Consider the following 22,708-nt stretch of genomic DNA (forward strand, 5'->3'; position numbering starts at 1 on the left):
TCGCCCTCATCCGGAAGGAATGAGGACGGCGGCGCAGGGCTCGTCTGTGTCTGTGCGGCTCCTGTGTCTGTGCCGCTCCGCGCGGCGGTCAGTCGTGCTGGCGGACCACCGGCAGGGTGCCCGTGCGGTCGTGCACGGCGGCGGACGTGCGGACGCCGGTGAGGAACCATGCGGCGGTGAGGCACGCGACCCACACGAGGCCGATCAGCAGGGCCTGGCGGGACTCCGGGACGGTGGCCATGGTGATGACCACCGTGGCCACGAAGGCCAGGCCGAGCCATGTGCCGAGGGCGCCGAGCGGCATCGGGTACACCGAGGGGGCCGCGCCCTGCTCCTTCACGCGGGCCTGCATGGCGCGGTGCGAGAGGAAGATCATGGCCCACGTGAAGACCACGGCGAAGGAGGCGACGCCGGCCACGAGGACGAACGCGTCCGGGTTCACGGTGATGAGGATCGCGCCCAGCACCATGACCCCGAGCATCACCACGATGCTCAGCCACGGCACGCCGCCGCGGTTGACGCGGGTGAAGGCCCGCGGCGCCTGGCCGTCGTGCGCCATCGCGTAGAGCAGGCGGCCCGCGGCGTAGATGCACGCGTTGATGGCGGAGATCGCGGCGGTCAGGACCACGAAGTTCAGCAGATGCGGGGCGAACGGCACGCCGAGCCCCTCGAAGATCTGCACGAACGGGCTGGTCTTGCCGTCCACGGCGGTCCACGGCATGAGCGACATGATGACCACCATGGTCAGCACGTAGAAGAGCAGGATGCGGACGGGCACGGTGTTGATGGCCTTCGGGAGCACCTTCTCCGGGTTCTTCGCCTCGCCCGCGGCCACGCCGAGGGTCTCGATGCCGCCGAAGGAGAAGGTCACGATCGTCAGCGCCAGCAGGACGCCGCCGAAGCCCATCGGCAGGAAGCCGCCGTGGTCCACGAGGTTGTTCAGGCCCGCCGGGGTGCCGTCCGTGAAGGAGGCGCCCGTGAACATGAGGATGAGGCCGCCGAAGATCATCGCCACGATGGCGCCGACCTTGATGAGCGTCAGCCAGAACTCGGTCTCGCCGAAGCTGCCGACGTGGGTGAGGTTGACCAGTCCGATCACGAGGATGGTGGCCGCGACCCACGCCCAGCCGGGCACGTCCGGGAACCAGAACGCCATGTACGTGGTGATGGCGGCGGTGTCCGCCACGATCACGACGGCCAGCTCGAACACGAAGGTCCAGCCGGTCACGTAGCCCGCGAAGGGGCCGAGGTAGCGGGAGGCGTACGCCGCGAACGAGCCGGAGACCGGCTCCCGCAGCGTCATCTCGCCGAGAGCGCGCATCACGAGGTACACGGCGGAGCCCGCGATGAGGAAGGCAAGGATGACGCCGGGGCCCGCGGTCTGGATGCCGCCGGCCGAGCCGTAGAACAGCCCGGTGCCGATCGCCGTGCCGAGGGCGATGAACATGATGTGGCGCTGGCTCAGCCCGCGGTGCAGCTGGCTCTCACCGCCGCCGGCCGGGGCGGCGCCTGCGGCATGCACGCCGGAGGGGGTTGCGTTCACGAGAAGGGTCTCCGCTCAGGGCGTGAATGAGATGACATGCCATGGTGACTCACTCCACAGTGAAGTGGCAAATGTCTGCCACTCCTCGGCAACCCCCGGATCTGCGCTGGTCAGGCCTGCAGCAGCCAGGCCGCCGAGTCGGGGGCCAGGCGGCCGTCGGCGAGTGCGTCCGGGTCCTCGAGGGAGGACAGGGCCTTCGCATGGCCGGCGGGCAGGTCCAGGGGCTCGGCGCCGAGGTTGGCGATCACGAGCACCGTCCGGGCCGGGATCGGCTCGCCCGAGCCGAGGTGGTGGCCCCCGCCGTTGGTCACGGTGAACGCGAGCACGCCGCGCTCCGGGTCGTGGTGCTCGGACCACGCGAACGTGCCGGTGCCCAGGTCCAGCTCGCCGCGGATCTCCAGCAGCCGGCGGTACAGCTCGAACACGGACCCCTCGACGCCGACCTGGCGGTCCGCGGCCAGCGCCCGGAAGGAGTCCGGCTGGGGCAGCCAGGGGGAGGCGGGCGCGGTGGACGCGCCGTCGTCGTCGGCGGTGGCCGAGAAGCCGTACGCGGGGGCGTCCGCCTCCCAGGGCAGCGGGATGCGGCAGCCGTCCCGGCCGGGCTCCTCCCCGTCCGTGCGGAAGAAGTACGGGTCCTGGCGGTGCTCGGCCGCGAGCGTGGTGTGCTCGGGCAGGCCTAGCTCGTCGCCCTGGTAGATGTACGCCGAGCCGGGCAGGCCCAGCTCGATCAGGGCGGCGGCTCGGGCGCGACGGCGGCCCAGCTCCTCATCCGGCTGCTCGTCGTCGGCGGTGATCCCGGCGGGGTAGGAGCTCGGATCCGTGAGGCCGTAGCGGGAGGTGTGCCGCACGGTGTCGTGGTTGGAGAGCACCCACGTGTTGGGCGCCCCCACCCGCTCGGCCGCCGTGAAGGAGCGCTCGATCGCGGAGGACAGGGACTGCGCGTCCCAGCCGGCCACGAGGTAGGTGAAGTTGAAGGCCTGGTGCATCTCCCCCGGGCGCACGTAGCGGAACGTGCGGGAGAGCGGGGCCACCCAGGCCTCGGCCACCATCATGGGCTCGTGGTCGTAGGAGTCCAGCACCCGGCGCCACTGCCGGTACACCTCGTGCACGCGGTCCTGGTCGATGAACGGCATGAGGGGCTCGAAGGTGTCCGGGTCGAACGTGGGGTCGTCGTCCTCGCCGGCGTCCACCACCATGCCCATGCGGGTGTGCTCGGAGTCGGGGTAGCCGGGCTTCTTGATGAGCCCGTGCGCCACGTCCACGCGGAAGCCGTCCACGCCGCGGTCCAGCCAGAACCGCAGGATGCCCTCGAACTCCTCGCGGACCTCCGGGTTCTCCCAGTTCAGGTCCGGCTGCGTGGTGTCGAAGAGGTGCAGGTACCACTGGCCCGGCGTCCCGTCCGCCTCGGTCACGCGGGACCACGCGCCGCCGCCGAAGGTCGAGAGCCAGTTGCTGGGCGGCAGCTCCCCGTGCTCGCCGCGGCCCTCGGCGAAGTGGTAGCGGGCGCGCTCGGGGGAGCCGGGCGGGGTCGCCAACGCCGCCTGGAACCACGCGTGCTCGGAGGAGGTGTGATTGGGCACGAGGTCCACGATCACGCGGATCCCCGCCGCGTGGGCGGCGTCGATCATCGCATCCGCGTCCTCCAGCGTGCCGAACCGCGGGTCGACGGCGCGGTAGTCCGCCACGTCGTAGCCGGCGTCGTGCTGCGGGGAGAGGTAGAAGGGCGAGAGCCAGATCGCGTCCACGCCCAGGGTCTGCAGGTAGTCCATGCGCGCGGTGACGCCGGGCAGGTCGCCCATGCCGTCGCCGTTGCCGTCCGCGAAGCTGCGCGGGTACACCTGGTAGATCACGGCGTCCACCCACCACGGCGTGGTCGGGCGGTTGCGGGCTTCCGACGGCGGGGTGGTCAGGCGCATGGCGGGGGATGGCGTGGTCATGGGCTCCAGCCTAGAGCCGGCGACGGTCGGCGGGTCGGTCTCAGCCCCTCGAGACCTCCGGCAGGCGCAGGCCCGCGACGACGCCCGCGGCCCCGAGCGCGGCGAGGAGGAGGAGCGCCCACGTCGCGCTCGCGGCGGCCAGGGCGGCGCTGATGGCGCCCACCACCAGCAGGATCACGCCCATCGCGGTGTTGGACACCGCCGTGTAGACGGTGCGCGTGTCCCCGGAGGCCATGTCCATGAGGTACGTCTTGCGGCCGACGCGCACGCCCGTGTGCGCGAGCGTGAGCAGGAAGTAGGCGCTCACCAGCAGCACGCCGCCCGCCCCGCTCCCGCCCCGGAACGCCGGCAGGGCCGCCAGCACCACGACGGCGACGATCACCGCCGACGCTATCGCCGCCGTCACCGCCATGAGCAGCCGGCTGGAGCGGTCCGCGAACCGGCCGAAGAGGCGGCCGCCGACCAGCGAGGCCACCCCCGAGGCGATCACGAAGCCGCCGAGGCCGGCGAGCGCGTCCGTGCCGGCGTCGAGGGCCAGCATCACGATGAACGGCGGGCTCAGCGAGGAGACCAGCAGCAGGGAGCGCACGGTGACGAACTGGCGGAAGTCCCGGTCCTCGCGCAGCAGGGCCCAGGAGCGGCGGGCGAGGGGTCCGTCATCCCCGCCGTCGTCGTCGGCCTCCTTGCCACCCTCCTCGGGATCCTCGGCGGGCTCGCGCAGGGTCAGGGAGACCCCCGCGACCGCGACCCACAGTGCCGCCCCGACCGTCAGGAGCCCCGCGAGGGCCCCGGCGTCGAGGGAGCCTCCGCCGAGCCCGCGGATGCCCAGCCCGAGGGTGATCGCCACCAGCCCGGACGCCGTCGTCGCCAGCCCGGTGATCTGCCCGCGCTCGCCCGGGGGCACCACGCGGCCCTGCACGTCCTTGGAGGAGATCGAGCACAGGCAGCGCCCCAGGGAGAAGACGGCCAGGGCCGCCAGGATCAGCACGCCGGCCGCCAGACCCGTCCCGAGTGCGGCGGTGGCGGCCATTGCGGCGACGGATCCCGCCTGCACGAGCGCGCCGAGGGCGAAGACGCGCTTGCGCCGCCGCGCGCGCAGCACGAGCGGGGTGAGGAACGCCTGCGGGAGCATGGAGAGGGACTCGCGGATCGGCTTGAGCAGGCCCGTGAGCGCGGGCGGGACGCCGAGCGCCGCGAACAGCCACGGCAGGACGGTGGAGGCGTTGACGATCTGGTCGCCCGAGGACTGCAGGGTGTTCGCGCCCACGAGGCGCAGGCCGTTGGCCGGGACGTCGCGGCGGACCTGCTCCGGGAGCCTCGCCTCGGCCTCGGGGCTGCGGGTGACCAGGCACGAGTAGATCCTCTCCGTGGTGCTCACTGCGTCCACGCTAGCGGCCACAATGGGCGGATGAAGCTCTTCGACGACCCCGTCCTGCAGGCCATGGCCTCGCGCCGGTCCGTCTCCAAGGTGGGCCCGCAGACCCCGTCCGACGAGGAGGTCGCCCGCCTGCTGGCCACCGTCACCCCGGTGGCGGACCACAAGGCGCTGCGGCCCTGGCGCCTGATCCTGCTGCGCGGGGAGGACCGGCGCGTGCTCGCCGACGCCCTCGACGCCGCCGCGGGCGTCACCCGCGCGACGGGCGAGGTGAACCCCAAGCCGTTCCGGGCGGAGCTGCTGATCGCCGTCGTCGCGAGCCGGACGGAGCACCCGGCGGTGCCGCCGTGGGAGCAGGACGCCACGGCCGCGGGCGCCGCGCACCTGCTCGAGCTCGCGCTGTGGCAGGCCGGGTGGGGCGTGATGTGGCGCTCCGGCCCGCACACGAACGCCGGCGAGGTGCGCGCGGCGCACGGCCTGGGCGAGGGCGAGCTGCTCCTGGGCTGGCTGTACGTGGGGGACGTCGACCCGGCCTTCGCGGCGAGGCTCGCCTCCTCGCACCGCCCGCCGCTGGACCCCGCGCCGTTCCTCTCCCGCATGCCGCGGGGCTGAGCTGCCCGCCGCGACACCCACGCCCGCCCCCCTCACGCCGTCGAGGTGTCACGAAATGTTGGTATCCGGCCCGGATACCAACAATTCATGACACCTCGTTCCAGGGCCCTGAGTGCTCAGTTCGCCCGGGCCAGCATCCCGACGGCCGCCCAACGCCGGTTGAGCCGCTCCTGGGCCACGCCGCCGGTCGCGGCGTCGCCCTCCTCGAGCGCGTCGAGCAGCGTCCAGAGGTCGTACACGGAGTCGTCCGGCCAGACGTGCGACGTGAGTGCTCCGTAGTCCAGCTCGAGCACGGAGTCCGGGTGGAAGGAGCCCAGCCACTCGCCCATCACCGTCAGCTCGCCGAGGAGCTCGGACTCCGGGGCGTGCCGGGCGAGCACCGCGGCCGCGTGCGCGCACCGCTCCCGGGCGACCGTCACGCGCGCCCGCCGGCAGGCCACCGTCTCCCCGTCCACGAGCCGCTGCACGGGCTCCTCCGGGTCGAACGCCGCGAGCCAGCCGTGCGGCACGCCCCACGTGGCGGTGCGCGTCTGCACGCGGTGGTGGCCGCCCTCGCCGTGCGGCTCGTCCGGGTCCGGGGAGAGCCCCCACTCGTCCTCGAGCTGCACGAGCGCGCGGCCGCGGTTCATGGCGCGGGCCGCCGCCGGGATCGCGGCCTCGAACGCGGACGGCGTCATGGCGCCCTCGAGCAGGGCGGCCGCCATCTCCGCGCGCAGTCCGAGCTCGTCCGGGCAGTAGAACGCGGAGCCGTGGGAGTCCGTCACCACGCGCACGAGCTCGTCCTCGCCGGGCTCGGGGAACGGGTCCGCGGCGCGGCGCACCAGGCGCTGCCGCGCCCGCTCGTCCGCCTCGGCCTCGACCTCGACGCGGGAGCGGTGCGTCCCGGCGATCAGCCGTGCCTGCACCGCGTCCGGGTACGCGGTGAGCGGCTGGAAGACGCGCAGGTGCGCGGTGCCACGGTGCGGCATGCCGGCGGCTCAGCCCAGCTCGACGACGACGGGCGCGTGGTCCGAGGCACCCTTGCCCTTGCGCTCCTCACGGTCGATGAAGGCGTCCGTGACCGTCTCGGCGAGCGCGGGGGAGCACAGCTGGAAGTCGATGCGCATGCCCTTCTTCTTGGGGAAGGCCAGGCCCGTGTAGTCCCAGTAGGTGTACACCCCGGGTCCGGGGTGGCGCGGACGCACCACGTCCTGGAGGCCGGCCTCCTCGAACGCGTGGAACGCGGCGCGCTCGGGCGGGGAGACGTGCGTGTAGCCCTCGTCCACGAACAGGTCGATGTCCCACACGTCCTCGTCCTGCGGGGCGATGTTCCAGTCGCCGGTGAGGGCCAGGCGCGTCTGGGGGTCCGCGGCGAGGCGCTCGGCGGCGTGCTCGCGCAGCACCCGCAGCCACTCCAGCTTGTAGGGCATGTGCTCGTCCTGCAGGCCGCGCCCGTTGGGGACGTAGAGGCTCCACAGGCGGACGGGTGCGACGCCGTCGCGCGCCTCGGTGCCCACCGTCGCGCCGATCGCGCGGGACTCCTCGGCCGGGTCCTTGCCCCCCTTGCCGAAGTGCGGCTGGCCGGGGAAGCCGCGCTGCACGTCCGTGAGGCCCACGCGGGAGGCGATGGCCACGCCGTTCCACTGCGAGATCCCGTTGTGGGCCACCTCGTAGCCGGCACGCTCGAAGAGCTCCCACGGGAAGTTCTCGTCCTTGCACTTGGTCTCCTGGATCGCCAGGACGTCGATGTCCTGGCGCTCGAGGAAGGCCTCGACGCGGTCGGCGCGGGCACGGAGGGAGTTGACGTTCCAGGTCGCGATCTTCACCCGGCCAGCCTAACGAAGGGGTCAGCGCCACCAGTCGTCGTGAATGGTCACCGGCGTCGTCCGCTTGTGGCGGGAGCGCAGCCAGATGCCCTCGAGCCGCTCGGCGACCTCCTCGGGGATCTCCCGTCCCTCGAGGTAGTCGTCGATGTGCTCGTAGCTCATGCCCAGCTCGGTCTCGTCCGTCTGGCCCGGTTTGCCGTCCAGCAGGTCCGCGGTGGGGACCTTGTCCCACAGGTGCTCGGGGGCGCCCATCTCCTTCGCGAGGGCCCGCACCTGGCGCTTGTCGAGGCCGAACAGCGGCAGGATGTCCGCACCGCCGTCGCCGAACTTGGTGAAGAAGCCCGTGGTGGACTCCGCGCCCTGGTCCGTGCCGATCACCAGCTGCCCGTGCGCGCCGGCCACGGCGTACTGCGCGGTCATGCGCAGGCGGGCCTTCACGTTGCCCTTGTCGAAGTCGGAGATCTCCTCGCCGACGCCCGCGGCGAAGGCCGCCGCGAGGCCGTCGGTGGCGTCGCCGATGTTGATCGTCACCTCGCGGTCGGCGTCCACGAAGTCCAGGGCGGCCTGGGCGTCGGCCTCGTCGTGCTGCACCTTGTGGGGCAGGCGCACGCCGGTGAACTGGGGCGCCTCGCGGGTCGGGGCCCCGAGGGCGGGCTGCTCGCGGCCCTCCACGACGGCGTCCGCGACGCCCAGCTGCGCGCGGCGGCGCTCCACCGCGAGCTGGGCCAGTCGGCCGGCGGCCGTGGAGTCCACGCCGCCGGAGATGCCCAGCACGTAGCCGGACGCGCCGGTGGCCTCGAGGTAGTCCACGAGGAACTGCACGCGGGCCTCGACCTCGGCGGCCGGGTCGATCGCGGGCTTCACGCCCATCTCGTCGATGATCTGCTGCTGGAGTTCACGCATGCGGGACACCCTACGGCGGCGTCCCCGGGTGCGTCCCGGCCCTGGCGTCCCCGGGGAGGCCTCGGCTCAGGCCTCCGGGTGGCCGAGGTTGCGGGCCACCTGCCGCAGCGTGCGCAGGGTGACGTCGTAGTGCTCGGCGGGCAGGCCCTCCGTCGCGCGCTCGCGCAGGGCGGTCACGGCGGCCGCCACCCGGTCGCCCGCGGACCGGCCGGTCTGGGTGAGGGAGTACAGCTCGCCCTCGTACACCACCCATCCGGACTCCACGAGCTCCTCGAGCTGGCCGGCGACGGCGGCGCGCTGCTCCTCCTCGAACCCACCCGTGAGCTCGGCAGTGGTCCGCGGTGCGGTGGAGAGGACGTTGAGGACCTGCCACTGCGCGCGGGTGAGCCCGTGCTCCTCGAGGGACTGGGCCACCTGGGCCGCGATCAGGGCCTCCGTCACCGTGAGCCAGTGGGAGAGGGGGAGGCCGGAGGGGTGCTGGTGGGTCGTGTCGTTCGCCTGGTCCGTCATGGCCCCGAGCGTAGCCAGCGGGGCGCGGGAGCGGCAGGGGGCGGCGCCCCCTGCCGCGGCCGGGCACAGTTCTGCCAGGCAACCACGGGGGCTGCCTGGCAGAACTGTGCCCGGCCGGGGCCGGTCGGCCGAGATGGGCGCGATCGGCCGCGATTAGGCTGGGCGCATGACCGACGCGCAGACCCAGACCGCCGACCCCACCCCCGAGCAGGATCGCGAGCGACTCAAGCAGCTCATCACCGAGCTCGCCGTGGTGCACGGCCGGGTGACGCTCTCCTCCGGCAAGGAGGCGGACTACTACGTGGACCTGCGCCGCGTCACGCTGCACCACGAGGCGGCCCCGCTGATCGGCCGCGTGATGCTGCGCCTGCTCGAGGACGCCGGGATCGAGTACGAGACGATGGGCGGCCTCACCATGGGCGCCGATCCCGTGGCCACCGCGATGATGCACGCCGCCGGGGCCCAGGGCCGCGCGCTCGACGCGTTCGTGGTCCGCAAGGCGCAGAAGTCCTACGGCATGGGCCGCCAGGTCGAGGGCCCGGGCGTGGACGGGCGCCGCGTCGTCGTGCTGGAGGACACCTCCACCACCGGCGGCTCCGCGCTCACCGCGGTGGAGGGCGTGCGCCGCGCCGGCGGTGACGTGCAGGCCGTGGCCGTGATCGTGGACCGCGCCACCGGTGCCGCCGAGCGCGTGGCCGAGGAAGCCGGGGTCCCCTACCTGTACGCCTTCGACAAGGACGAGCTCGGCCTCCACTGACCCCGTCACTTTCGTGAGGGAAATCGTCGCCTCCATCCCAGCAGGTTGGCCTGGAGGCGACGATTTCCCTAGCGAAACGCGGGGGTCAGAGCCAGTCGTTGCGCTTGAACAGCACGTAGAGCGTGACCGCCACCGCCAGCATGAGCGCGAGGGCGAAGGGGTAGCCCCAGAACCAGTGCAGCTCCGGCATGTGGTCGAAGTTCATGCCGTAGATGGACCCGATGAGCTGCGGGGCGAAGATGATGGCCGCCCACGAGGAGATCTTCTTCGTCTGCTCGTTCTGCGCGATCGACTGCTCCGCCAGCCGTTTGCTCGCGAGGGTCGAGTCCAGGGCGAGCGCGTTCTCCAGGACGGTGCGCAGGGACGCGGCCTTGTCGTTGAGGTGGACCACGTGGTCGTGCACGTCGCGCAGGCGGCGCAGGGTCTCCACGGCCGCGTCGTCATCCACGTGGGCGGCGTGGGAGCCGTCCAGCTTCGCGCCCGTGGCGCTCTCCACGGACCGCTGCATCTGCTGCACCATGGCGGGCAGCTCCTTGATGGCGCGCTGCACGTGGATCACCTGGCGCGAGAGCTTGTAGATGCGCCGTGACACGCCCCTGTTCCGGCGGAAGAGCTGGTCCTCGATCTGGTCCACGTCCGTCTCGAGGCCGTCCATCACCGGGAAGTAGTCGTCCACCACGCGGTCCAGGATCTCGAAGGAGACCTGCCAGGGCCCGAGGGCCAGCCGGTCCGGGTGCTCCTCCAGGGCAGCGCGGATGCCCGCCAGGTCGGGCTCGTCCGAGTGGCGGACGGTCACCACGAAGTTCTCCCCGGTGAAGACCGAGAGCTCGCCGATGACCACGAGCTCCTTCTGGTCGTCGTAGCGCGCGGGGTGCAGGACCATGAACCAGCCGTCCCCGTAGTGGTCGAGCTTCGCCCGCTCGCCGCCGTTGACGGCGTCCTCGACCGCCAGCTCATGGAGGTGCAGCTCGGTCGCCACCGCCTGCAGCTCGGCCTCGCTCGGCCGGTAGAGCCCGAGCCACGCCATGCCCCCCTCCCGCTCGCAGGACTCCCAGGTGTCGTCGAGGCTGGTCGGCGTGTGGACGCGCTTGCCGTCCACGTAGACGGCGTTGTCGATGGTGGTCACCGGGACATTCTGCCCCGGCGAGCGGGGCGCGGCGGCGTACGGTGGAGCCATGAGCAAGCAGCAGAGCCGTCCCGTCGTCCGCGACGGCAAGACCCTCCTCCCCGCCGACGCCGTCACCACCGCCCCGATCGCGGCCCTCGGGCTGGTCGGCGGCTACCTGACCGCCCGCGAGACCGGCATCCGACCGCTCGGCGGCGTGGTGCTCGCCGCGGCCGGCGGCTACGCGGGCCGCACCTGGCTGGCCAAGGGCGGCCCCGTCGTCGCCGGCGCCCTCTCCGCGCTGTACCTCGGCGGCTTCGGCGCCTCCCACCCGCTCGCGAAGAGGATCGGCGCGTGGCCCGCGGTGCTCTCCGTGGCCGGAGCGTCCGCGCTCGGCTCGTGGGCCCTCGTGGACCGCAAGGCCGGCCGCCGCTGAGCGCGCCCCGGCAGCATGACGACGGCGGCGCTCGCCCCGGCGCGCCCGTCTCCTCGGGTGCGCCGGTCTCCTCCGCCGTTCCCGGGGACGGGGGCCGGGACGGAGAGGGACCGGATGCCGAGCGCGCCGTGGGCGTGCCCCCGTGGGAGGGGCCGTGGCCCGACGACGCGCGCCTCGACCCGGAGCTGCTGGCCGGCGGCGACCGCCGCAACGTCCTGGACCGCTACCGGTACTGGCGGCTCGAGGCGATCGTGGCCGAGCTGGATGCCCGGCGGCATCCGTTCCACGTGGCCATCGAGAACTGGCAGCACGACCTGAACATCGGCACGGTGGTGCGCACCGCGAACGCGTTCAACGCCGCGGGCGTGCACGTCATCGGCCGGCGCCGCTGGAACCGGCGCGGGGCCATGGTGACGGACCGGTACCTCCACGTGCACCACCACGCGTCCGTGGAGGAGTTCACGGGGTGGGCCGCGGGTCAGGGGCTGCCCGTGATCGGGGTGGACCTCTTCCCGGAGTCCGTGCCGCTCGAGACGTTCGACTTCCCGCGATCGTGCGTGCTCGTGTTCGGCCAGGAGGGCCCCGGGCTCTCGGAGGAGGTGCGGGCGGCGAGCGAGGCGGTCCTCTCGATCGCCCAGTACGGCTCCACCCGCTCGATCAACGCGGGCGTGGCCGCCGGCATCGCGATGCACGGCTGGATCCGCCAGCACGGGGGCCCGGCGCCGTCGCCGTGATGGGGGTCGCGTCCCGTCTCGTGCACGACGGCGGGGCGAATGGCTCCCGTCTCGTGCACGACGGCGCGGTGCGGGGGAGTCAGCCGGCGAAGGGGCGGACCGGCAGCCCGCTCACGCCCGGGCGCACCGCGAACACTGCACCGGCGAGCGGGTCCTCGCCCGGCTCCATGTTCTCCCACGACGTGGTGATGTAGAGGGTGCCCAGGTCCTCGCCGCCGAAGGTGCACGCCGTGGTCTTCTGCACGGGCACCTCCACCACCTCGTCGAGCCTCCCCTCGGGCGTGTAGCGGTGGATCTGCCCGTGGCTGATCACGGCCACCCAGATCCCGCCCTCGGCGTCCACGGTGAGACCGTCCGGCTTGCCCTCGCCGTCCAGCACGTCGGTGAGCACGCGACGGTTCGTCAGGCCTTCCTCGCGGGAGTAGTCGAACACCGCCACCTGCCGGGTGGGCGTGTCGTCGTAGTAGGCGAGCGAGCCGTCCGGGCTCCACTCCAGGCCGTTCGACGTCGTCGCGCCGGTGAGCACCGCGTCCACGTCGCCCGCGCCGCCCCCGGGGCCGGGGGAGAGTCGGTAGAGGGTCGCGGCACCGGGGGTCTTGGCGTAGGCCATGGTGCCGCAGTGGAAGCGGCCGTCCGGATCGCAGCCGCCCTCGTTCATGCGGATCCCGTCGGCCTCGGGCCACAGCTCGGGCAGCGTGGTCAGCTCCCCGTCCGGAGACATGAGGGCGAAGCCCCGCTCCACGCCGATCACGGCGCCGCCCCCGACGCGCGGGCGCAGGGCCGCGGCGACGTCGCCCACGTGGGTGCGCTCCACGCCGCCGTCCGCTCGCAGGGACAGCACGTCCCCCGCGAGCATGTCCACCCAGCGCAGCCCACCGCCGGCGGCCAGGCCCTCGGAGGCGGTGCCCCAGCTCTCGGCCCACACGGGGCCCTCGCCGTGGTAGCAGAGGGGATCGGTGACCTGTTCGGCGCGCATGGCGGCTCCTTCGTGGCGGCGGGGTGACGGGTGGTCCGCCGCCGACGCTACCGGGGCGCAGGGCATCGTCGTCCAGCCCTGACCGCGCCTGCACCCGCCCCGTTACGATGACGAGCAGAACGATCCGCCGCCCCGCGACATGAGGAGCTTGAGAAGCATGCCCATCGCCTCCCCGGACAAGTACGCCGAGATGATCGACGCCGCCAAGAACGGCCCCTTCGCCTACCCGGCCATCAACGTCACCAGCTCCCAGACCCTCAACGCCGCCATCCGCGGCTTCGCCGAGGCCGAGTCGGACGGCATCATCCAGGTCTCCACCGGCGGCGCCGCCTACTTCTCCGGCTCCTCCGTGAAGGACATGGTCACCGGCTCGCTCGCCATGGCCGCGTTCGCCCGCGAGGTTGCCAAGAAGTACAGCGTGAACATCGCGCTGCACACGGACCACTGCCCCAAGGACAAGCTGGACGGCTTCGTCCGCCCGCTCCTGGACGCCTCCGAGGCCGAGGTCAAGGCCGGCCGGGACCCGCTCTTCAACTCCCACATGTGGGACGGCTCCGCCGAGACCCTCGAGGAGAACCTGCGCATCGCGAAGGAGCTCCTGGCCCGCACCCGCGCCAACCGTCAGATCCTCGAGGTCGAGATCGGCGTCGTGGGCGGCGAGGAGGACGGCGTGGCCCATGAGATCAACGACAAGCTCTACACCACCATCGAGGACGGCATCGCGACGGTGGAGGCCCTCGGCACCGGGGAGGACGGCCGCTACCTCACCGCGCTGACCTTCGGCAACGTGCACGGCGTGTACAAGCCGGGCGGCGTGAAGCTGCGCCCGGAGATCCTCGAGGAGATCCAGACCGCGGTGGGCGAGAAGTTCGGGAAGCAGCGCCCGTTCGACCTCGTGTTCCACGGCGGCTCCGGCTCCTCCGAGCAGGAGATCGCGGACGCCGTCTCCTTCGGCGTGGTGAAGATGAACGTGGACACGGACACCCAGTACGCGTTCACCCGCCCCGTGGTGGGCCACATGCTCGAGAACTACGCCGGCGTGCTCAAGGTGGACGGCGAGGTGGGCGACAAGAAGATGTACGACCCCCGCGTGTGGGGCGCCAAGGCCGAGACCGCCATGGCCGAGCGCGTGGCCCTGGCCGCGCAGAACCTCGGCGCCGCGGGCCGCACCATCGGCTGACCCGCACCGCCGCCGACGACGCCGGCCGGCCGCCTCCCGAAGGAGGCGGTCGGCCGGCGTCGTCGGTGAGGGCGGGGCAACCGGGGCGGGGTGCCCCCGGGTCTCAGGCTCAGTCCGGGATGCTGGGGGACTGCGCCGGCGAGGCGGCCGTGGAGGCGGCGGGCTCCGCGGAGGGATCCCCCGTCCCCTCAGCGGGGGTGGCCGAGGGCGAGGCGGCGCTCTCCGCGGCGGCGGCCGCACTCGAGGAGGCCGCGGCGGCGGCCGCCGCACCCTGGAACGGGCGGGGCGGCTGGCCCGGGGCCACGGGGCCCGGGGCGCCCTCGGGGCGGTCGATCGTGGACTGGTCCGTGAGCTGGTCCTCGGGGATCCGCCCGGTGGGCAGCGCGCGGGCCGCCTGGAGGGACTCCTCGTCCATCTGCGCGTCCAGGAAGAACGGGGAGCTCTTCTGGATGATCTCGCGGTAGTGCGAGGGGTCCTTCAGCACGGTGTCCGCGAGGTGGTCGCGGGCCTGGGTGACCACGGTCGTGCTCTGGGCGACGGGGGAGTCCTCCACCTGGGTGAGGCCGTCGTTGGCGTCGCCGTAGCCCTCCATGGCGCCGAAGATGACGGAGACCATCTCGGTGCCGTCCTCGGTGCAGGCCCACCCGGTGCGCTGGGGAAGCAGGGGTGCGCCGTCCTGGCCGCCCACCATGCCCGGGCGCAGCAGCGCGAGCAGGCCCTTGCCTGAGGCCTCGTCGAAGGAGTACTCGTCGGCCACGGCGGCGGGCTCGGGCCGGCACCAGTCGAGGCGCTCGCCGTCGAGGTTGTGCTGGTAGCTCACGGTGACCACGGGCATGCCGGTGCTGCGCTTCGAGTCGCCCTGGTAGACGCAGGACAGGAACTCGTGGGTGGCGTCGCGCGAGGCGTACTGGTCCACGAAGCCGATGGCCGACGGATTCGGGATGTGGGTGGCGACGGCGTCCATGGTCCGCTGGTCCAGCACGTCCCGCGTGCAGTTCATGACGGAGACGGTGTTGTTCTTCGCGGCGGCCACAGACTGCCAGCCGCCGGAGGCGGCGCCGTCCTTGATGCCGGGGCCCACGGTCTGCAGGGCCTCGCGGGGCTCGGGGCGGCGCGTCCCCTCCGCGGCGGCCGAAGCCCTGGCGGCGGCCACGCGGGACGCGGCGGCGGCGGCCGGGTCCGTGGGGGTGGGGTCCGCGGTGGAGGCGGCGCCTGTGGCGGACGCGGACGCCGTGGGGCTGGGCGACGGGGTGGTGCCGCCCGACTCTCCGCCCGCGGCACAGCCGGCCAGGACGAGCGCGAGGGCGGCGGTGCCGGCGGCCGCGGCGGCGCGGCGACGCGGGGACTCGGGGTAGGACATGGCGTGGGCTCCTTCGACGGCATCGCGGGCCGGGCGCGCGGAGAGATGCCTCCCGGCCGGATGCTCGCCCTACGGTACCGGACCGCTGGATAGACTCGCGGGCGAGACCGCTCCGCGCGGTGACCCCACGCGGAACGACCGAGGCACCCGAGGAAGAGGAGCACCGCATGTCCGAGTCCCTGATCGGCCGCAACCTGATGGAGCCCGCGGCCACGCGGCTGCCGGAGGAGCCGGAGGTGCTCGCCCGGCTCGAGGCGGGCGACCTCCCGGAGGACATCGTGCCCGTGGCCCCCACCTCCTCCCTCGTGTGGGCGCTCATGGCCGAGGATGCCTGGAGCGAGGGCCGTGCCGTGGACTCCTACGCGTATGCCCGCGTGGGCTACCACCGCGGCCTGGACGCTCTGCGCAAGGCCGGCTGGCGCGGCGCGGGCCCCGTGCCGTGGAGCCATGAGCCGAACCGCGGCTTCCTCCTGAGCCTGTACTCCCTCGGCCGCGCGGCCGCCGGCATCGGCGAGTCCGAGGAGGTCGAGCGCATCCGCACCTTCCTGCGCGACTCGGACCCCACGGCCGCCGAGCAGATCGAGGCCTCCCAGCAGGGCGGGGCCGCGCGGGCCTGAGGCCGGCGCGAGGCACTCCAGGGACGCCGACGACGACGTGGCCAAGCTCTACTTCCGCTACGGGGCGATGAACTCCGGCAAGTCCACGGGACTGCTGCAGGCGGCCTTCAACTACCAGGAGCGCGGCCAGCGCGTGCTGCTGGCGAAGCCGGCGGTCGACACGAAGGGCGACGCGCGGATCCTCTCCCGCCTGGGCGTCTCGAGCCCGGTGGACTTCGTGATCCCGTCGGGCGCCGACGTCGTGGAGCTGTTCCGCCGGCACGCCGCCGGCGACGACCCGGACGCGCTCCTGGACCACGTGGACGCGGCGCCCGTGGCGTGCCTGCTCGTGGACGAGGCGCAGTTCCTCGAGCCGCGCCAGGTGGACGACCTCCTGCGCATCGCGGTGCTGGAGGGCGTGCCGGTGATGGCCTACGGCATCCGCACGGACTTCCGCACGCACTCGTTCCCCGGCTCCGCCCGCCTGCTGGAGGTGGCGCACTCCCTCGAGGAGCTCAAGACCATCTGCCGCTGCGGGCGCAAGGCCGTCTTCAACACCCGCAAGGTGGTGGACGCCGCCACGGGCGCCGGGCGCTTCGTGTTCGAGGGGGACCAGGTGGCCATCGACGGCGTCGAGGTCACCTACGAGTCGCTGTGCGCGGCGTGCTACCTGGACGAGTCGGGCGGCCGACTGGGCTGACGTTGGAGCCTGGCGGGGCGGGCGACCCCGTCACCGCGGCCGGTAGTCCTCGCGCACCGCCCGCTGGATGGCCTCGATCCGCTCGCCCGTCCACTCCTGCCCGAGCACGGCCGCCCAGTAGAGGGTCAGGCCGGGCTGGGAGGGGCGGGAGAGGAGCTGGCCGCGGCGGGGCGCGCCGGTGGGGGACGACGGCGGCGCGGGTGGGTACGAGACACGCTCGCCCGCGCGCTCGGGCCACCTCCACCAGGGTCGCCGAGGAGCGGGAGGGCGGGGGCGCTGGAGCTCGACGTCGGTCGACACGGGGTCAGCTTAGAGAGGGGCCGGGGTGGGAACGTGAACGGCGCGCGTCGTCTGACGGTCGACGGCCGGTGTCGTGCGAATCCTTCGAGTGGTCATCCTGCACTCGTCTCCTGAGGGCCGCCTGGCGGAGGCGGCCGGCGCTCTGGAGGCAGCTCTGGCGGCGGGGGCTCACGGAGGGGCGGTGACGCATCGCCCGGGGTGGAGTGCCGGCGCCGCCCCCGCACCCGCCACGTTGATGGCAGGCTGAGCTCGGCGGCGTCGTCGCCTCCGGTGGCACCCGCCGTTGCTCGGGTGCGCCCGACCCGACCGAACCCCGTGAGGACCGCCCCATGACCGCCGCACCGGACCCCACCGACGTCAACGGCCTGCCTCCGGAGCCCGCGCTCCCGGACCCGGCGGACTTCGACCTCGATGAGGACTGCTGCCTCGGGGGCTGCTGCGAGAAGGGCGCGGCCTATCGTGCCGCCCTGGACGCGGTGGAGCAGGCGAGGATCGAGCGGGCTGCGGCCGTGCGCGACGCCCGCGCGCGGTGACGATCGCCCCGTCCTGGTCGCGACGTCGTTCTCAGCGCCCTCCCGTCTCGCGCCGGAAGGCGCGCGGGCGGCGCCCGTTCCGGGCGGGCAGGAGTGGGTACTGAACACCGTTCACTGAACACTGTTATAGTGCTGGCCGTCACTCCCACCGACGGGGCCCCGCCCCGCCCATCGAATGAGGCCCGCATGACCGCCACGCAGGACGCCCCCACCGCCGCCGACGTCGCCGGGGCCATCCACGGCTCCCCGTCTGGCGCCGCTCCCGCCGCCCCGCTCGACTACGACGCGCTCGTCGCCCGCGTCGACGCCGGCCACCGCCTCACCGCGGAGGAGGCCGTCGCTGTGCTGGACGCCCCGGACGCGGACACGTTCCGCATCGTCGCGGCGGCCTCGCGCCTGCGCGAGAAGCACTTCGGCCGCACGGTCAAGGTCAACTACCTGGTCAGCCTCAAGACCGGCCTCTGCCCGGAGAACTGCACCTACTGCTCCCAGCGGCTCGGCACCGAGGCCGAGATCCTGCGCTACACGTGGCTCAAGCCGGAGGAGGCCGTCCGCCAGGCGGGCCTGGGCATCGCCGGCGGCGCCTCGCGCGTGTGCATGGTCGCCTCCGGCACCGGCCCCACGGACCGCGACGTCGACCGCGTGGCCGGCATGGTCGGCGACCTCAAGGCCCAGCACCCGGACGTCGAGGTGTGCGCGTGCCTGGGCTTCCTCAGGGACGGCCAGGCCGAGAGGCTCAAGGCCGCCGGCGTCGACGCCTACAACCACAACCTCAACACGGCCGAGTCCCACTACGAGTCCATCTGCACCTCCCACACCTACGAGCAGCGCGTGGACACCGTGCAGCGTGCCGGCGCCGCCGGCCTGTCCTCCTGCAGCGGCCTGATCGCGGGCATGGGAGAGACGCACGAGCAGCTCGTCGAGGCCGTCCTCGCGCTCCGCGACCTGGATTCCGACTCCATCCCTGTCAACTTCCTCATGCCCTTCGACGGCACCCCGCTGCAGGGCCACCAGCAGCTCACGCCGCTCGAGTGCCTCCGCATCCTGGCCATGGTCCGCCTGGCCTGCCCGGACAAGGAGCTGCGGATCGCCGGCGGCCGCGAGATGCACCTGCGTTCCCTGCAGCCGGTCGGCCTGCAGGTGGCGAACTCGATCTTCCTCGGCGACTACCTCACCTCCGAGGGCCAGGACGCCGAGGCGGACCTCGCCATGATCGCCGACGCCGGCTACACCGTGCTCGGCGCAGACACGGCCGCGGCCCCGGGGGCGGACGACGCCGCCGCCTCCTCCTCCGGCGGCTGCTGCGGCTCCGGCGGGTGCGGAGGAGAGGGCGAGCCGACCGCGGAGGCGGGCGCCGACGTCGTGATCCCGGACGAGCCGACGCCGGACATCGCGGACCCGGCGGCGGGCGGCCCTGCCGCGCCCAAGCCCGAGCTGCGCCGCCGCGGTGCAGGCACGGACGCCCCGGCGAACGCCTGAACCGTCCGCGCTCCAGCGACATGACAGCGGTGCCGTTCAGCGGAGGTGCCGCTGAGGCGCGGTCGCCCCCGGGGCCGTGTCCTGGCCCACTGTTAGACTCCGGGGGTATCTGCCCGCGAGCCAGAAGTGAGTGAGAAATGCCAGCCATCGCGATCGTCGGCGCCCAGTGGGGCGACGAGGGCAAGGGCAAGGCCACGGATCTGCTGGGCGGCCGCGTGGACTACGTGGTCAAGCCCAACGGCGGCAACAACGCCGGCCACACGGTGGTGGTGAACGGCGAGAAGTTCGAGCTCAAGCTCCTTCCCGCCGGCATCCTCTCGCCCAACGCGGTGCCCGTGATCGGCAACGGCGTGGTGGTGAACCTGGAAGCGCTGTTCGAGGAGATCGACGGGCTCGAGGCCCGCGGCCACTCGTGCGACCACCTGCTGATCTCGGCGAACGCGCACCTCGTGGCGCCGTACCACCAGACGATGGACAAGGTCACCGAGCGCTTCCTCGGCAAGCGCGCCATCGGCACCACGGGACGCGGCATCGGCCCGGCCTATATGGACAAGGTGGCCCGCCTCGGCATCCGCGTGCAGGACATCTTCGACGAGTCCATCCTGCGCCAGAAGATCGAGGGCGCCCTGCGGCAGAAGAACGAGCTCCTGGTGAAGCTCTACAACCGCCGCGACGTGACCGTGGACGAGATCGCCGAGTACTTCCTGGGCTACGCGGAGCGCCTGCGCCCCATGGTGGTGGACTCCGTGAACCTGCTCAACGACGCCCTGGACGAGGGCAAGGTCGTGCTGATGGAGGGCGGCCAGGCCACCTTCCTGGACGTGGACCACGGCACCTACCCGTTCGTCACCTCCTCCAACCCGACGGCGGGCGGCGCGTCCGTGGGCGCGGGCATCGGGCCGACCCGCTTCTCGCGGACCATCGGGATCGTGAAGGCGTACACCACGCGCGTGGGCGCCGGCCCGTTCCCCACCGAGCTCTTCGACGAGATGGGCGAGCAGCTGCGCACCACCGGCGGCGAGTTCGGCGTGAACACCGGGCGCCCGCGCCGCACCGGCTGGTACGACGCCGTCCTGGCCCACTACGCCGCGCGCGTCAACGGGTTCACGGACTACTTCCTCACCAAGCTGGACGTGCTCACGGGCATCGAGAAGATCCCGGTGTGCGTGGCCTACGACGTCGACGGCGTGCGCCACGACCGCATGCCCATGACGCAGACCCAGTTCCACCACGCGAAGCCGATCTTCGAGCACTTCGACGGCTGGACCGAGGACATCTCGAGCGCGCGGATGCTCGAGGACCTGCCGGAGAACGCTCGGGCCTATGTGCTCGCCCTGGAGAAGCTCTCCGGCTGCCGCATCTCGGCGATCGGCGTCGGCCCAGGCCGCGATCAGGTGGTCCAGGTGCGGGACCTCATCGAGGACTGAGCCTCCGGGCCGCACCCGGCCAGGGCGAGCCCGGTCTGCGGGCGGCCACTCGCCCACCCCCACACTTTCGCTAGGGAAAACGTCGCCTCCATCCCAACGTTCTGGGATGGAGGCGACGTTTTCCCTAGCGAAAGTTCCCCTGGGGGAGGGGTCAGTCGGCGAGGCGGCCCGTCGTCGGGAAGCGGTCCCAGACGCGGTGCGCCGGCATGAGCTCCTGGAGCTTCGCGACGGCGGACGCGCCGTCGGCGACGGTCTCCACGCCCTTGCCGGCCACGCCGGTCGTCTCGAGCACGGGCGCGCCGGCCTCGAGGGCCACGACGGCCTTGGAGTGGCGCCACATCTCCTGCAGGAGCTTGGCGACGCGCGGGTCGACCTGCGCGGCGTCGTCCGCACCGGCCTTGGCGTCCAGGCCGAGCTGCGCGTCCGCGGCGGGCGGGACGGGCCCGGCCACCACCACGGCGTCGAGCTCGACCGAGGCCGCGGTCAGGTAGGTGCGCTGCGCGACGATGCCGCCGGCCACGGGGCCGCCGGTCGGGGCGATCACCAGTGGGGTCATGCCCTCCCCGTGCACGCCCTGCACGAGCGCGTCGAGCTCCTTGGCGTCGACGTCGGCGCCCACCACGATGCCCACCTGGCGGCCGTCCAGCGGCCACTCCTTGCCCACCTGCGACAGCGCCGGCGACGGCGTGACGTCCGCGGGGGCCTGAGTCGGGGCCGGGACCTCCATGCCGAGGCCGGCGGCGACCTGCGCCGCGAGGCGCTCGTCGATCGCGCCCAGGTGCGCCAGCTGGCGCTCGCGGATGGTCTGCTCGTAGCACTTGCCCAGCTCGAAGGTGTAGGCCTGCGCCACGTGCTCGCGCTCCACCTCCGAGAGGGAGAGGAAGAACAGGCGGGCCTGCGAGAAGTGGTCCTCGAACGAGGCGGCCACCGCGCGCTCCTTCACACCGGCCTCGATCGGGGCCGGGGCGTCGATGAACGGGCGCTCGTCCGCCGGGGTCTCGAACGGCAGGCCGCCGTCGAGGGTGTTCGGGCGGTACGGGGCCACGCCGCGGTGCACGGCGCTCTGGTGCATGCCGTCGCGCAGCATGTCGTTGACCGCGGCGTGCGGGCGGTTGATGGGCAGCTGGGTCCAGTTCGGGCCGCCGAGGCGGGTGATCTGGGTGTCCAGGTAGGAGAAGAGGCGGCCCTGCAGCAGCGGGTCGTTGGTGACGTCGATGCCCGGGACCAGGTTGGCCGGGTTGAAGGCCACCTGTTCGGTCTCCGCGAAGTAGTTCGAGGGGTTCGCGTTGAGGGTCATCAGGCCCAGCGGCTGCACCGGGACGAGCTCCTCGGGCACGATCTTCGTGGGATCGAGCAGGTCGATGCCCTCGAACATCTGCTCCTCGTTGTCCTCGAACACCTGCACGCCGAGCTCCCACTCCGGGAACGCGCCGGCCTCGATGGCGTCGGCGAGGTCGCGGCGGTGGTAGTCCGGGTCGGTGCCGTTGGTGATGAGCGCCTCCTCCCACGTCACGGAGTGCGCGCCGAGCTTGGGCTTCCAGTGGAACTTCACCAGCACGGTGGAGCCGTCCGCCGCGATGAGGCGGAAGGTGTGGATGCCGAAGCCCTCCATGGTGCGGTACGAGCGCGGGATGCCGCGGTCGGACATGTTCCAGATGGTGTGGTGCTGCGCCTCGGTGTGCAGGGACACGAAGTCCCAGAAGGTGTCGTGCGCGGACTGGGCCTGGGGGATCTCCCGGTCCGGGTGGGGCTTGGCGGCGTGGACGACGTCCGGGAACTTGATGGCGTCCTGGATGAAGAAGACAGGCATGTTGTTGCCCACCAGGTCCCAGGTGCCCTCGTCCGTGTAGAACTTCACGGCGAAGCCGCGGGTGTCGCGGGCCAGGTCGGAGGACCCGCGCGAGCCGAGCACGGTGGAGAAGCGGACGAAGACCTCGGTCTCCTTGTCCTTCGCGAACAGACCCGCCTGGGAGATCTTGGCGGCGGTGCCGTAGCCGCGGAACACGCCGTGGGCGCCGGCGCCGCGGGCGTGCACCACGCGCTCGGGGATGCGCTCGTGGTCGAAGTGGCTGATCTTCTCGCGCAGGTGGTGGTCCTGCAGGAGGGTGGGGCCGCGGCGGCCTGCCTTGAGGGAGTGGTCAGAGTCCTGCAGGCGGGCGCCGTGCGCGGTGGTCAGGAACTGGCCGCCCGGGGCGACGGCGGCCGGATCGGCGCCGGTGGCCTGGCCGGTGGGGGACACCGTGGCGGGGCCCTTCTGGTCCGGGGCGGGGACTGCGACGGGGGCGTCCGGCGAGGCCTGCGCCGTCGGCTCCATCAGCTCGGGTGTGAGAGGCCCGGGGGTGCCGGGAATGGGGGGCTGCTTCGAGGTCATGATCGTTGCCTTCCGTGTCGACGGGCCCGCGCGGCTGCGCGCGGGCGAGGTCTGCCCTCCTAGCGTGGA

Annotated in this window: 22 protein-coding genes; 10 read left to right on the forward strand and 12 right to left on the reverse strand. The window is 73.0% G+C overall.

The window, feature by feature from the left end; genetic code table 11:
• Positions 1–88: 88 nt before the first annotated feature.
• From AAG742_RS01005 to AAG742_RS01015, 3 genes are all read right to left on the reverse strand, one after another.
• Positions 89–1,543 carry an amino acid permease gene (locus AAG742_RS01005; RefSeq protein WP_343282191.1) on the reverse strand — a complete coding sequence of 485 codons (1,455 nt, stop codon included), beginning with the start codon at positions 1,541–1,543 and terminating at the stop codon, positions 89–91.
• Positions 1,544–1,653: 110 nt separating this feature from the next.
• Positions 1,654–3,459, reverse strand: coding sequence for a glycoside hydrolase family 13 protein (locus AAG742_RS01010; RefSeq protein ID WP_298710866.1), 1,806 nt, complete (start codon positions 3,457–3,459; stop codon positions 1,654–1,656).
• A 61-nt stretch (positions 3,460–3,520) separates the two neighbouring features.
• A complete protein-coding gene (locus tag AAG742_RS01015; RefSeq protein WP_298710572.1) occupies positions 3,521–4,858 on the reverse strand; it encodes an MFS transporter in 1,338 nt (445 codons plus the stop codon).
• 30 nt (positions 4,859–4,888) lie between these two features.
• On the opposite strand from AAG742_RS01015, the gene AAG742_RS01020 reads away from it, so the two are divergent.
• A complete protein-coding gene (locus AAG742_RS01020) occupies positions 4,889–5,467 on the forward strand; it encodes a nitroreductase family protein (RefSeq protein ID WP_298710569.1) in 579 nt (192 codons plus the stop codon).
• A 116-nt stretch (positions 5,468–5,583) separates the two neighbouring features.
• On the opposite strand, the gene AAG742_RS01025 is transcribed toward AAG742_RS01020, so the two are convergent.
• From AAG742_RS01025 to AAG742_RS01040, 4 genes are all read right to left on the reverse strand, one after another.
• Positions 5,584–6,435, reverse strand: a complete 852-nt coding sequence (locus AAG742_RS01025) for a hypothetical protein (protein ID WP_298986395.1) — start codon at positions 6,433–6,435, stop codon at positions 5,584–5,586.
• Positions 6,436–6,444: 9 nt separating this feature from the next.
• Complete coding sequence (locus AAG742_RS01030; protein ID WP_298986398.1) at positions 6,445–7,272, reverse strand: exodeoxyribonuclease III; 828 nt, start codon at positions 7,270–7,272, stop codon at positions 6,445–6,447.
• A 21-nt stretch (positions 7,273–7,293) separates the two neighbouring features.
• Positions 7,294–8,175: an ammonia-dependent NAD(+) synthetase gene (gene nadE, locus AAG742_RS01035; protein ID WP_298710557.1), complete on the reverse strand. Its 882-nt coding sequence runs from the start codon at positions 8,173–8,175 to the stop codon at positions 7,294–7,296.
• 66 nt (positions 8,176–8,241) lie between these two features.
• A complete protein-coding gene (locus tag AAG742_RS01040; protein ID WP_248117912.1) occupies positions 8,242–8,685 on the reverse strand; it encodes a MarR family winged helix-turn-helix transcriptional regulator in 444 nt (147 codons plus the stop codon).
• Between the two features lie 166 nt (positions 8,686–8,851).
• Between AAG742_RS01040 and pyrE the strand changes: the two genes are divergently transcribed.
• Positions 8,852–9,442 carry an orotate phosphoribosyltransferase gene (pyrE, locus tag AAG742_RS01045; protein WP_298710554.1) on the forward strand — a complete coding sequence of 197 codons (591 nt, stop codon included), beginning with the start codon at positions 8,852–8,854 and terminating at the stop codon, positions 9,440–9,442.
• Positions 9,443–9,527: 85 nt separating this feature from the next.
• On the opposite strand, the gene AAG742_RS01050 is transcribed toward pyrE, so the two are convergent.
• Entirely contained in the window at positions 9,528–10,568 is a 1,041-nt protein-coding gene (locus AAG742_RS01050) for a magnesium and cobalt transport protein CorA (RefSeq protein ID WP_298710550.1), read from the reverse strand.
• Between the two features lie 49 nt (positions 10,569–10,617).
• Between AAG742_RS01050 and AAG742_RS01055 the strand changes: the two genes are divergently transcribed.
• Complete coding sequence (locus AAG742_RS01055) at positions 10,618–10,983, forward strand: hypothetical protein (protein WP_298710548.1); 366 nt, start codon at positions 10,618–10,620, stop codon at positions 10,981–10,983.
• Positions 10,984–11,111: 128 nt separating this feature from the next.
• Positions 11,112–11,717 (forward strand): RNA methyltransferase, encoded by a 606-nt coding sequence (locus AAG742_RS01060; protein WP_248116409.1) that lies wholly within the window; start codon positions 11,112–11,114, stop codon positions 11,715–11,717.
• Between the two features lie 79 nt (positions 11,718–11,796).
• Here AAG742_RS01060 and AAG742_RS01065 read toward each other — a convergent pair whose 3' ends face one another.
• Positions 11,797–12,693, reverse strand: a complete 897-nt coding sequence (locus AAG742_RS01065) for an SMP-30/gluconolactonase/LRE family protein (RefSeq protein WP_298710546.1) — start codon at positions 12,691–12,693, stop codon at positions 11,797–11,799.
• Positions 12,694–12,850: 157 nt separating this feature from the next.
• Between AAG742_RS01065 and fbaA the strand changes: the two genes are divergently transcribed.
• The gene (gene fbaA / locus AAG742_RS01070) at positions 12,851–13,873 is read left to right on the forward strand and encodes a class II fructose-bisphosphate aldolase (protein WP_298710543.1); all 1,023 of its coding nucleotides are present in this window, start codon (positions 12,851–12,853) and stop codon (positions 13,871–13,873) included.
• Positions 13,874–13,982: 109 nt separating this feature from the next.
• Here fbaA and AAG742_RS01075 read toward each other — a convergent pair whose 3' ends face one another.
• Complete coding sequence (locus tag AAG742_RS01075; protein WP_298710541.1) at positions 13,983–15,233, reverse strand: hypothetical protein; 1,251 nt, start codon at positions 15,231–15,233, stop codon at positions 13,983–13,985.
• 167 nt (positions 15,234–15,400) lie between these two features.
• Between AAG742_RS01075 and AAG742_RS01080 the strand changes: the two genes are divergently transcribed.
• Positions 15,401–15,850, forward strand: a complete 450-nt coding sequence (locus AAG742_RS01080) for a DUF3151 domain-containing protein (protein ID WP_248116422.1) — start codon at positions 15,401–15,403, stop codon at positions 15,848–15,850.
• Between the two features lie 37 nt (positions 15,851–15,887).
• On the forward strand, positions 15,888–16,529 hold the full coding sequence (locus AAG742_RS01085; RefSeq protein ID WP_248116424.1) for a thymidine kinase: 642 nt from the start codon (positions 15,888–15,890) through the stop codon (positions 16,527–16,529).
• 30 nt (positions 16,530–16,559) lie between these two features.
• Here AAG742_RS01085 and AAG742_RS01090 read toward each other — a convergent pair whose 3' ends face one another.
• Positions 16,560–16,829, reverse strand: coding sequence for a hypothetical protein (locus tag AAG742_RS01090; RefSeq protein WP_298710539.1), 270 nt, complete (start codon positions 16,827–16,829; stop codon positions 16,560–16,562).
• Between the two features lie 329 nt (positions 16,830–17,158).
• Between AAG742_RS01090 and AAG742_RS01095 the strand changes: the two genes are divergently transcribed.
• The 3 genes from AAG742_RS01095 to AAG742_RS01105 all read left to right on the forward strand — a co-directional run bounded on the left by AAG742_RS01095 (position 17,159) and on the right by AAG742_RS01105 (position 20,268).
• The gene (locus tag AAG742_RS01095; protein ID WP_248116428.1) at positions 17,159–17,362 is read left to right on the forward strand and encodes a hypothetical protein; all 204 of its coding nucleotides are present in this window, start codon (positions 17,159–17,161) and stop codon (positions 17,360–17,362) included.
• Between the two features lie 186 nt (positions 17,363–17,548).
• Positions 17,549–18,841, forward strand: a complete 1,293-nt coding sequence (bioB, locus tag AAG742_RS01100; RefSeq protein ID WP_343282192.1) for a biotin synthase BioB — start codon at positions 17,549–17,551, stop codon at positions 18,839–18,841.
• Between the two features lie 137 nt (positions 18,842–18,978).
• On the forward strand, positions 18,979–20,268 hold the full coding sequence (locus AAG742_RS01105) for an adenylosuccinate synthase (RefSeq protein WP_343282193.1): 1,290 nt from the start codon (positions 18,979–18,981) through the stop codon (positions 20,266–20,268).
• 151 nt (positions 20,269–20,419) lie between these two features.
• On the opposite strand, the gene AAG742_RS01110 is transcribed toward AAG742_RS01105, so the two are convergent.
• Entirely contained in the window at positions 20,420–22,639 is a 2,220-nt protein-coding gene (locus tag AAG742_RS01110; RefSeq protein ID WP_343282194.1) for a catalase, read from the reverse strand.
• Positions 22,640–22,708: the final 69 nt, after the last annotated feature.

The sequence above is a fragment of the Micrococcus sp. 2A genome (assembly GCF_039519235.1).
Lineage (GTDB): Bacteria > Actinomycetota > Actinomycetes > Actinomycetales > Micrococcaceae > Micrococcus.

Bases quoted from the DNA above. Each gene is read 5' to 3' on its own strand.
- AAG742_RS01010 (WP_298710866.1), bottom strand. From the start codon at position 3,459: ATGCGCCTGACCACCCCGCCGTCGGAAGCCCGCAACCGCCCGACCACG.
- AAG742_RS01020 (WP_298710569.1), top strand. From the start codon at position 4,889: ATGAAGCTCTTCGACGACCCCGTCCTGCAGGCCATGGCCTCGCGCCGG.
- AAG742_RS01025 (WP_298986395.1), bottom strand. From the start codon at position 6,435: ATGCCGCACCGTGGCACCGCGCACCTGCGCGTCTTCCAGCCGCTCACC.
- nadE (WP_298710557.1), bottom strand. From the start codon at position 8,175: ATGCGTGAACTCCAGCAGCAGATCATCGACGAGATGGGCGTGAAGCCC.
- AAG742_RS01040 (WP_248117912.1), bottom strand. From the start codon at position 8,685: ATGACGGACCAGGCGAACGACACGACCCACCAGCACCCCTCCGGCCTC.
- pyrE (WP_298710554.1), top strand. From the start codon at position 8,852: ATGACCGACGCGCAGACCCAGACCGCCGACCCCACCCCCGAGCAGGAT.
- AAG742_RS01055 (WP_298710548.1), top strand. From the start codon at position 10,618: ATGAGCAAGCAGCAGAGCCGTCCCGTCGTCCGCGACGGCAAGACCCTC.
- AAG742_RS01065 (WP_298710546.1), bottom strand. From the start codon at position 12,693: ATGCGCGCCGAACAGGTCACCGATCCCCTCTGCTACCACGGCGAGGGC.
- fbaA (WP_298710543.1), top strand. From the start codon at position 12,851: ATGCCCATCGCCTCCCCGGACAAGTACGCCGAGATGATCGACGCCGCC.
- AAG742_RS01075 (WP_298710541.1), bottom strand. From the start codon at position 15,233: ATGTCCTACCCCGAGTCCCCGCGTCGCCGCGCCGCCGCGGCCGCCGGC.
- AAG742_RS01080 (WP_248116422.1), top strand. From the start codon at position 15,401: ATGTCCGAGTCCCTGATCGGCCGCAACCTGATGGAGCCCGCGGCCACG.
- AAG742_RS01095 (WP_248116428.1), top strand. From the start codon at position 17,159: ATGACCGCCGCACCGGACCCCACCGACGTCAACGGCCTGCCTCCGGAG.
- bioB (WP_343282192.1), top strand. From the start codon at position 17,549: ATGACCGCCACGCAGGACGCCCCCACCGCCGCCGACGTCGCCGGGGCC.
- AAG742_RS01105 (WP_343282193.1), top strand. From the start codon at position 18,979: ATGCCAGCCATCGCGATCGTCGGCGCCCAGTGGGGCGACGAGGGCAAG.
- AAG742_RS01110 (WP_343282194.1), bottom strand. From the start codon at position 22,639: ATGACCTCGAAGCAGCCCCCCATTCCCGGCACCCCCGGGCCTCTCACA.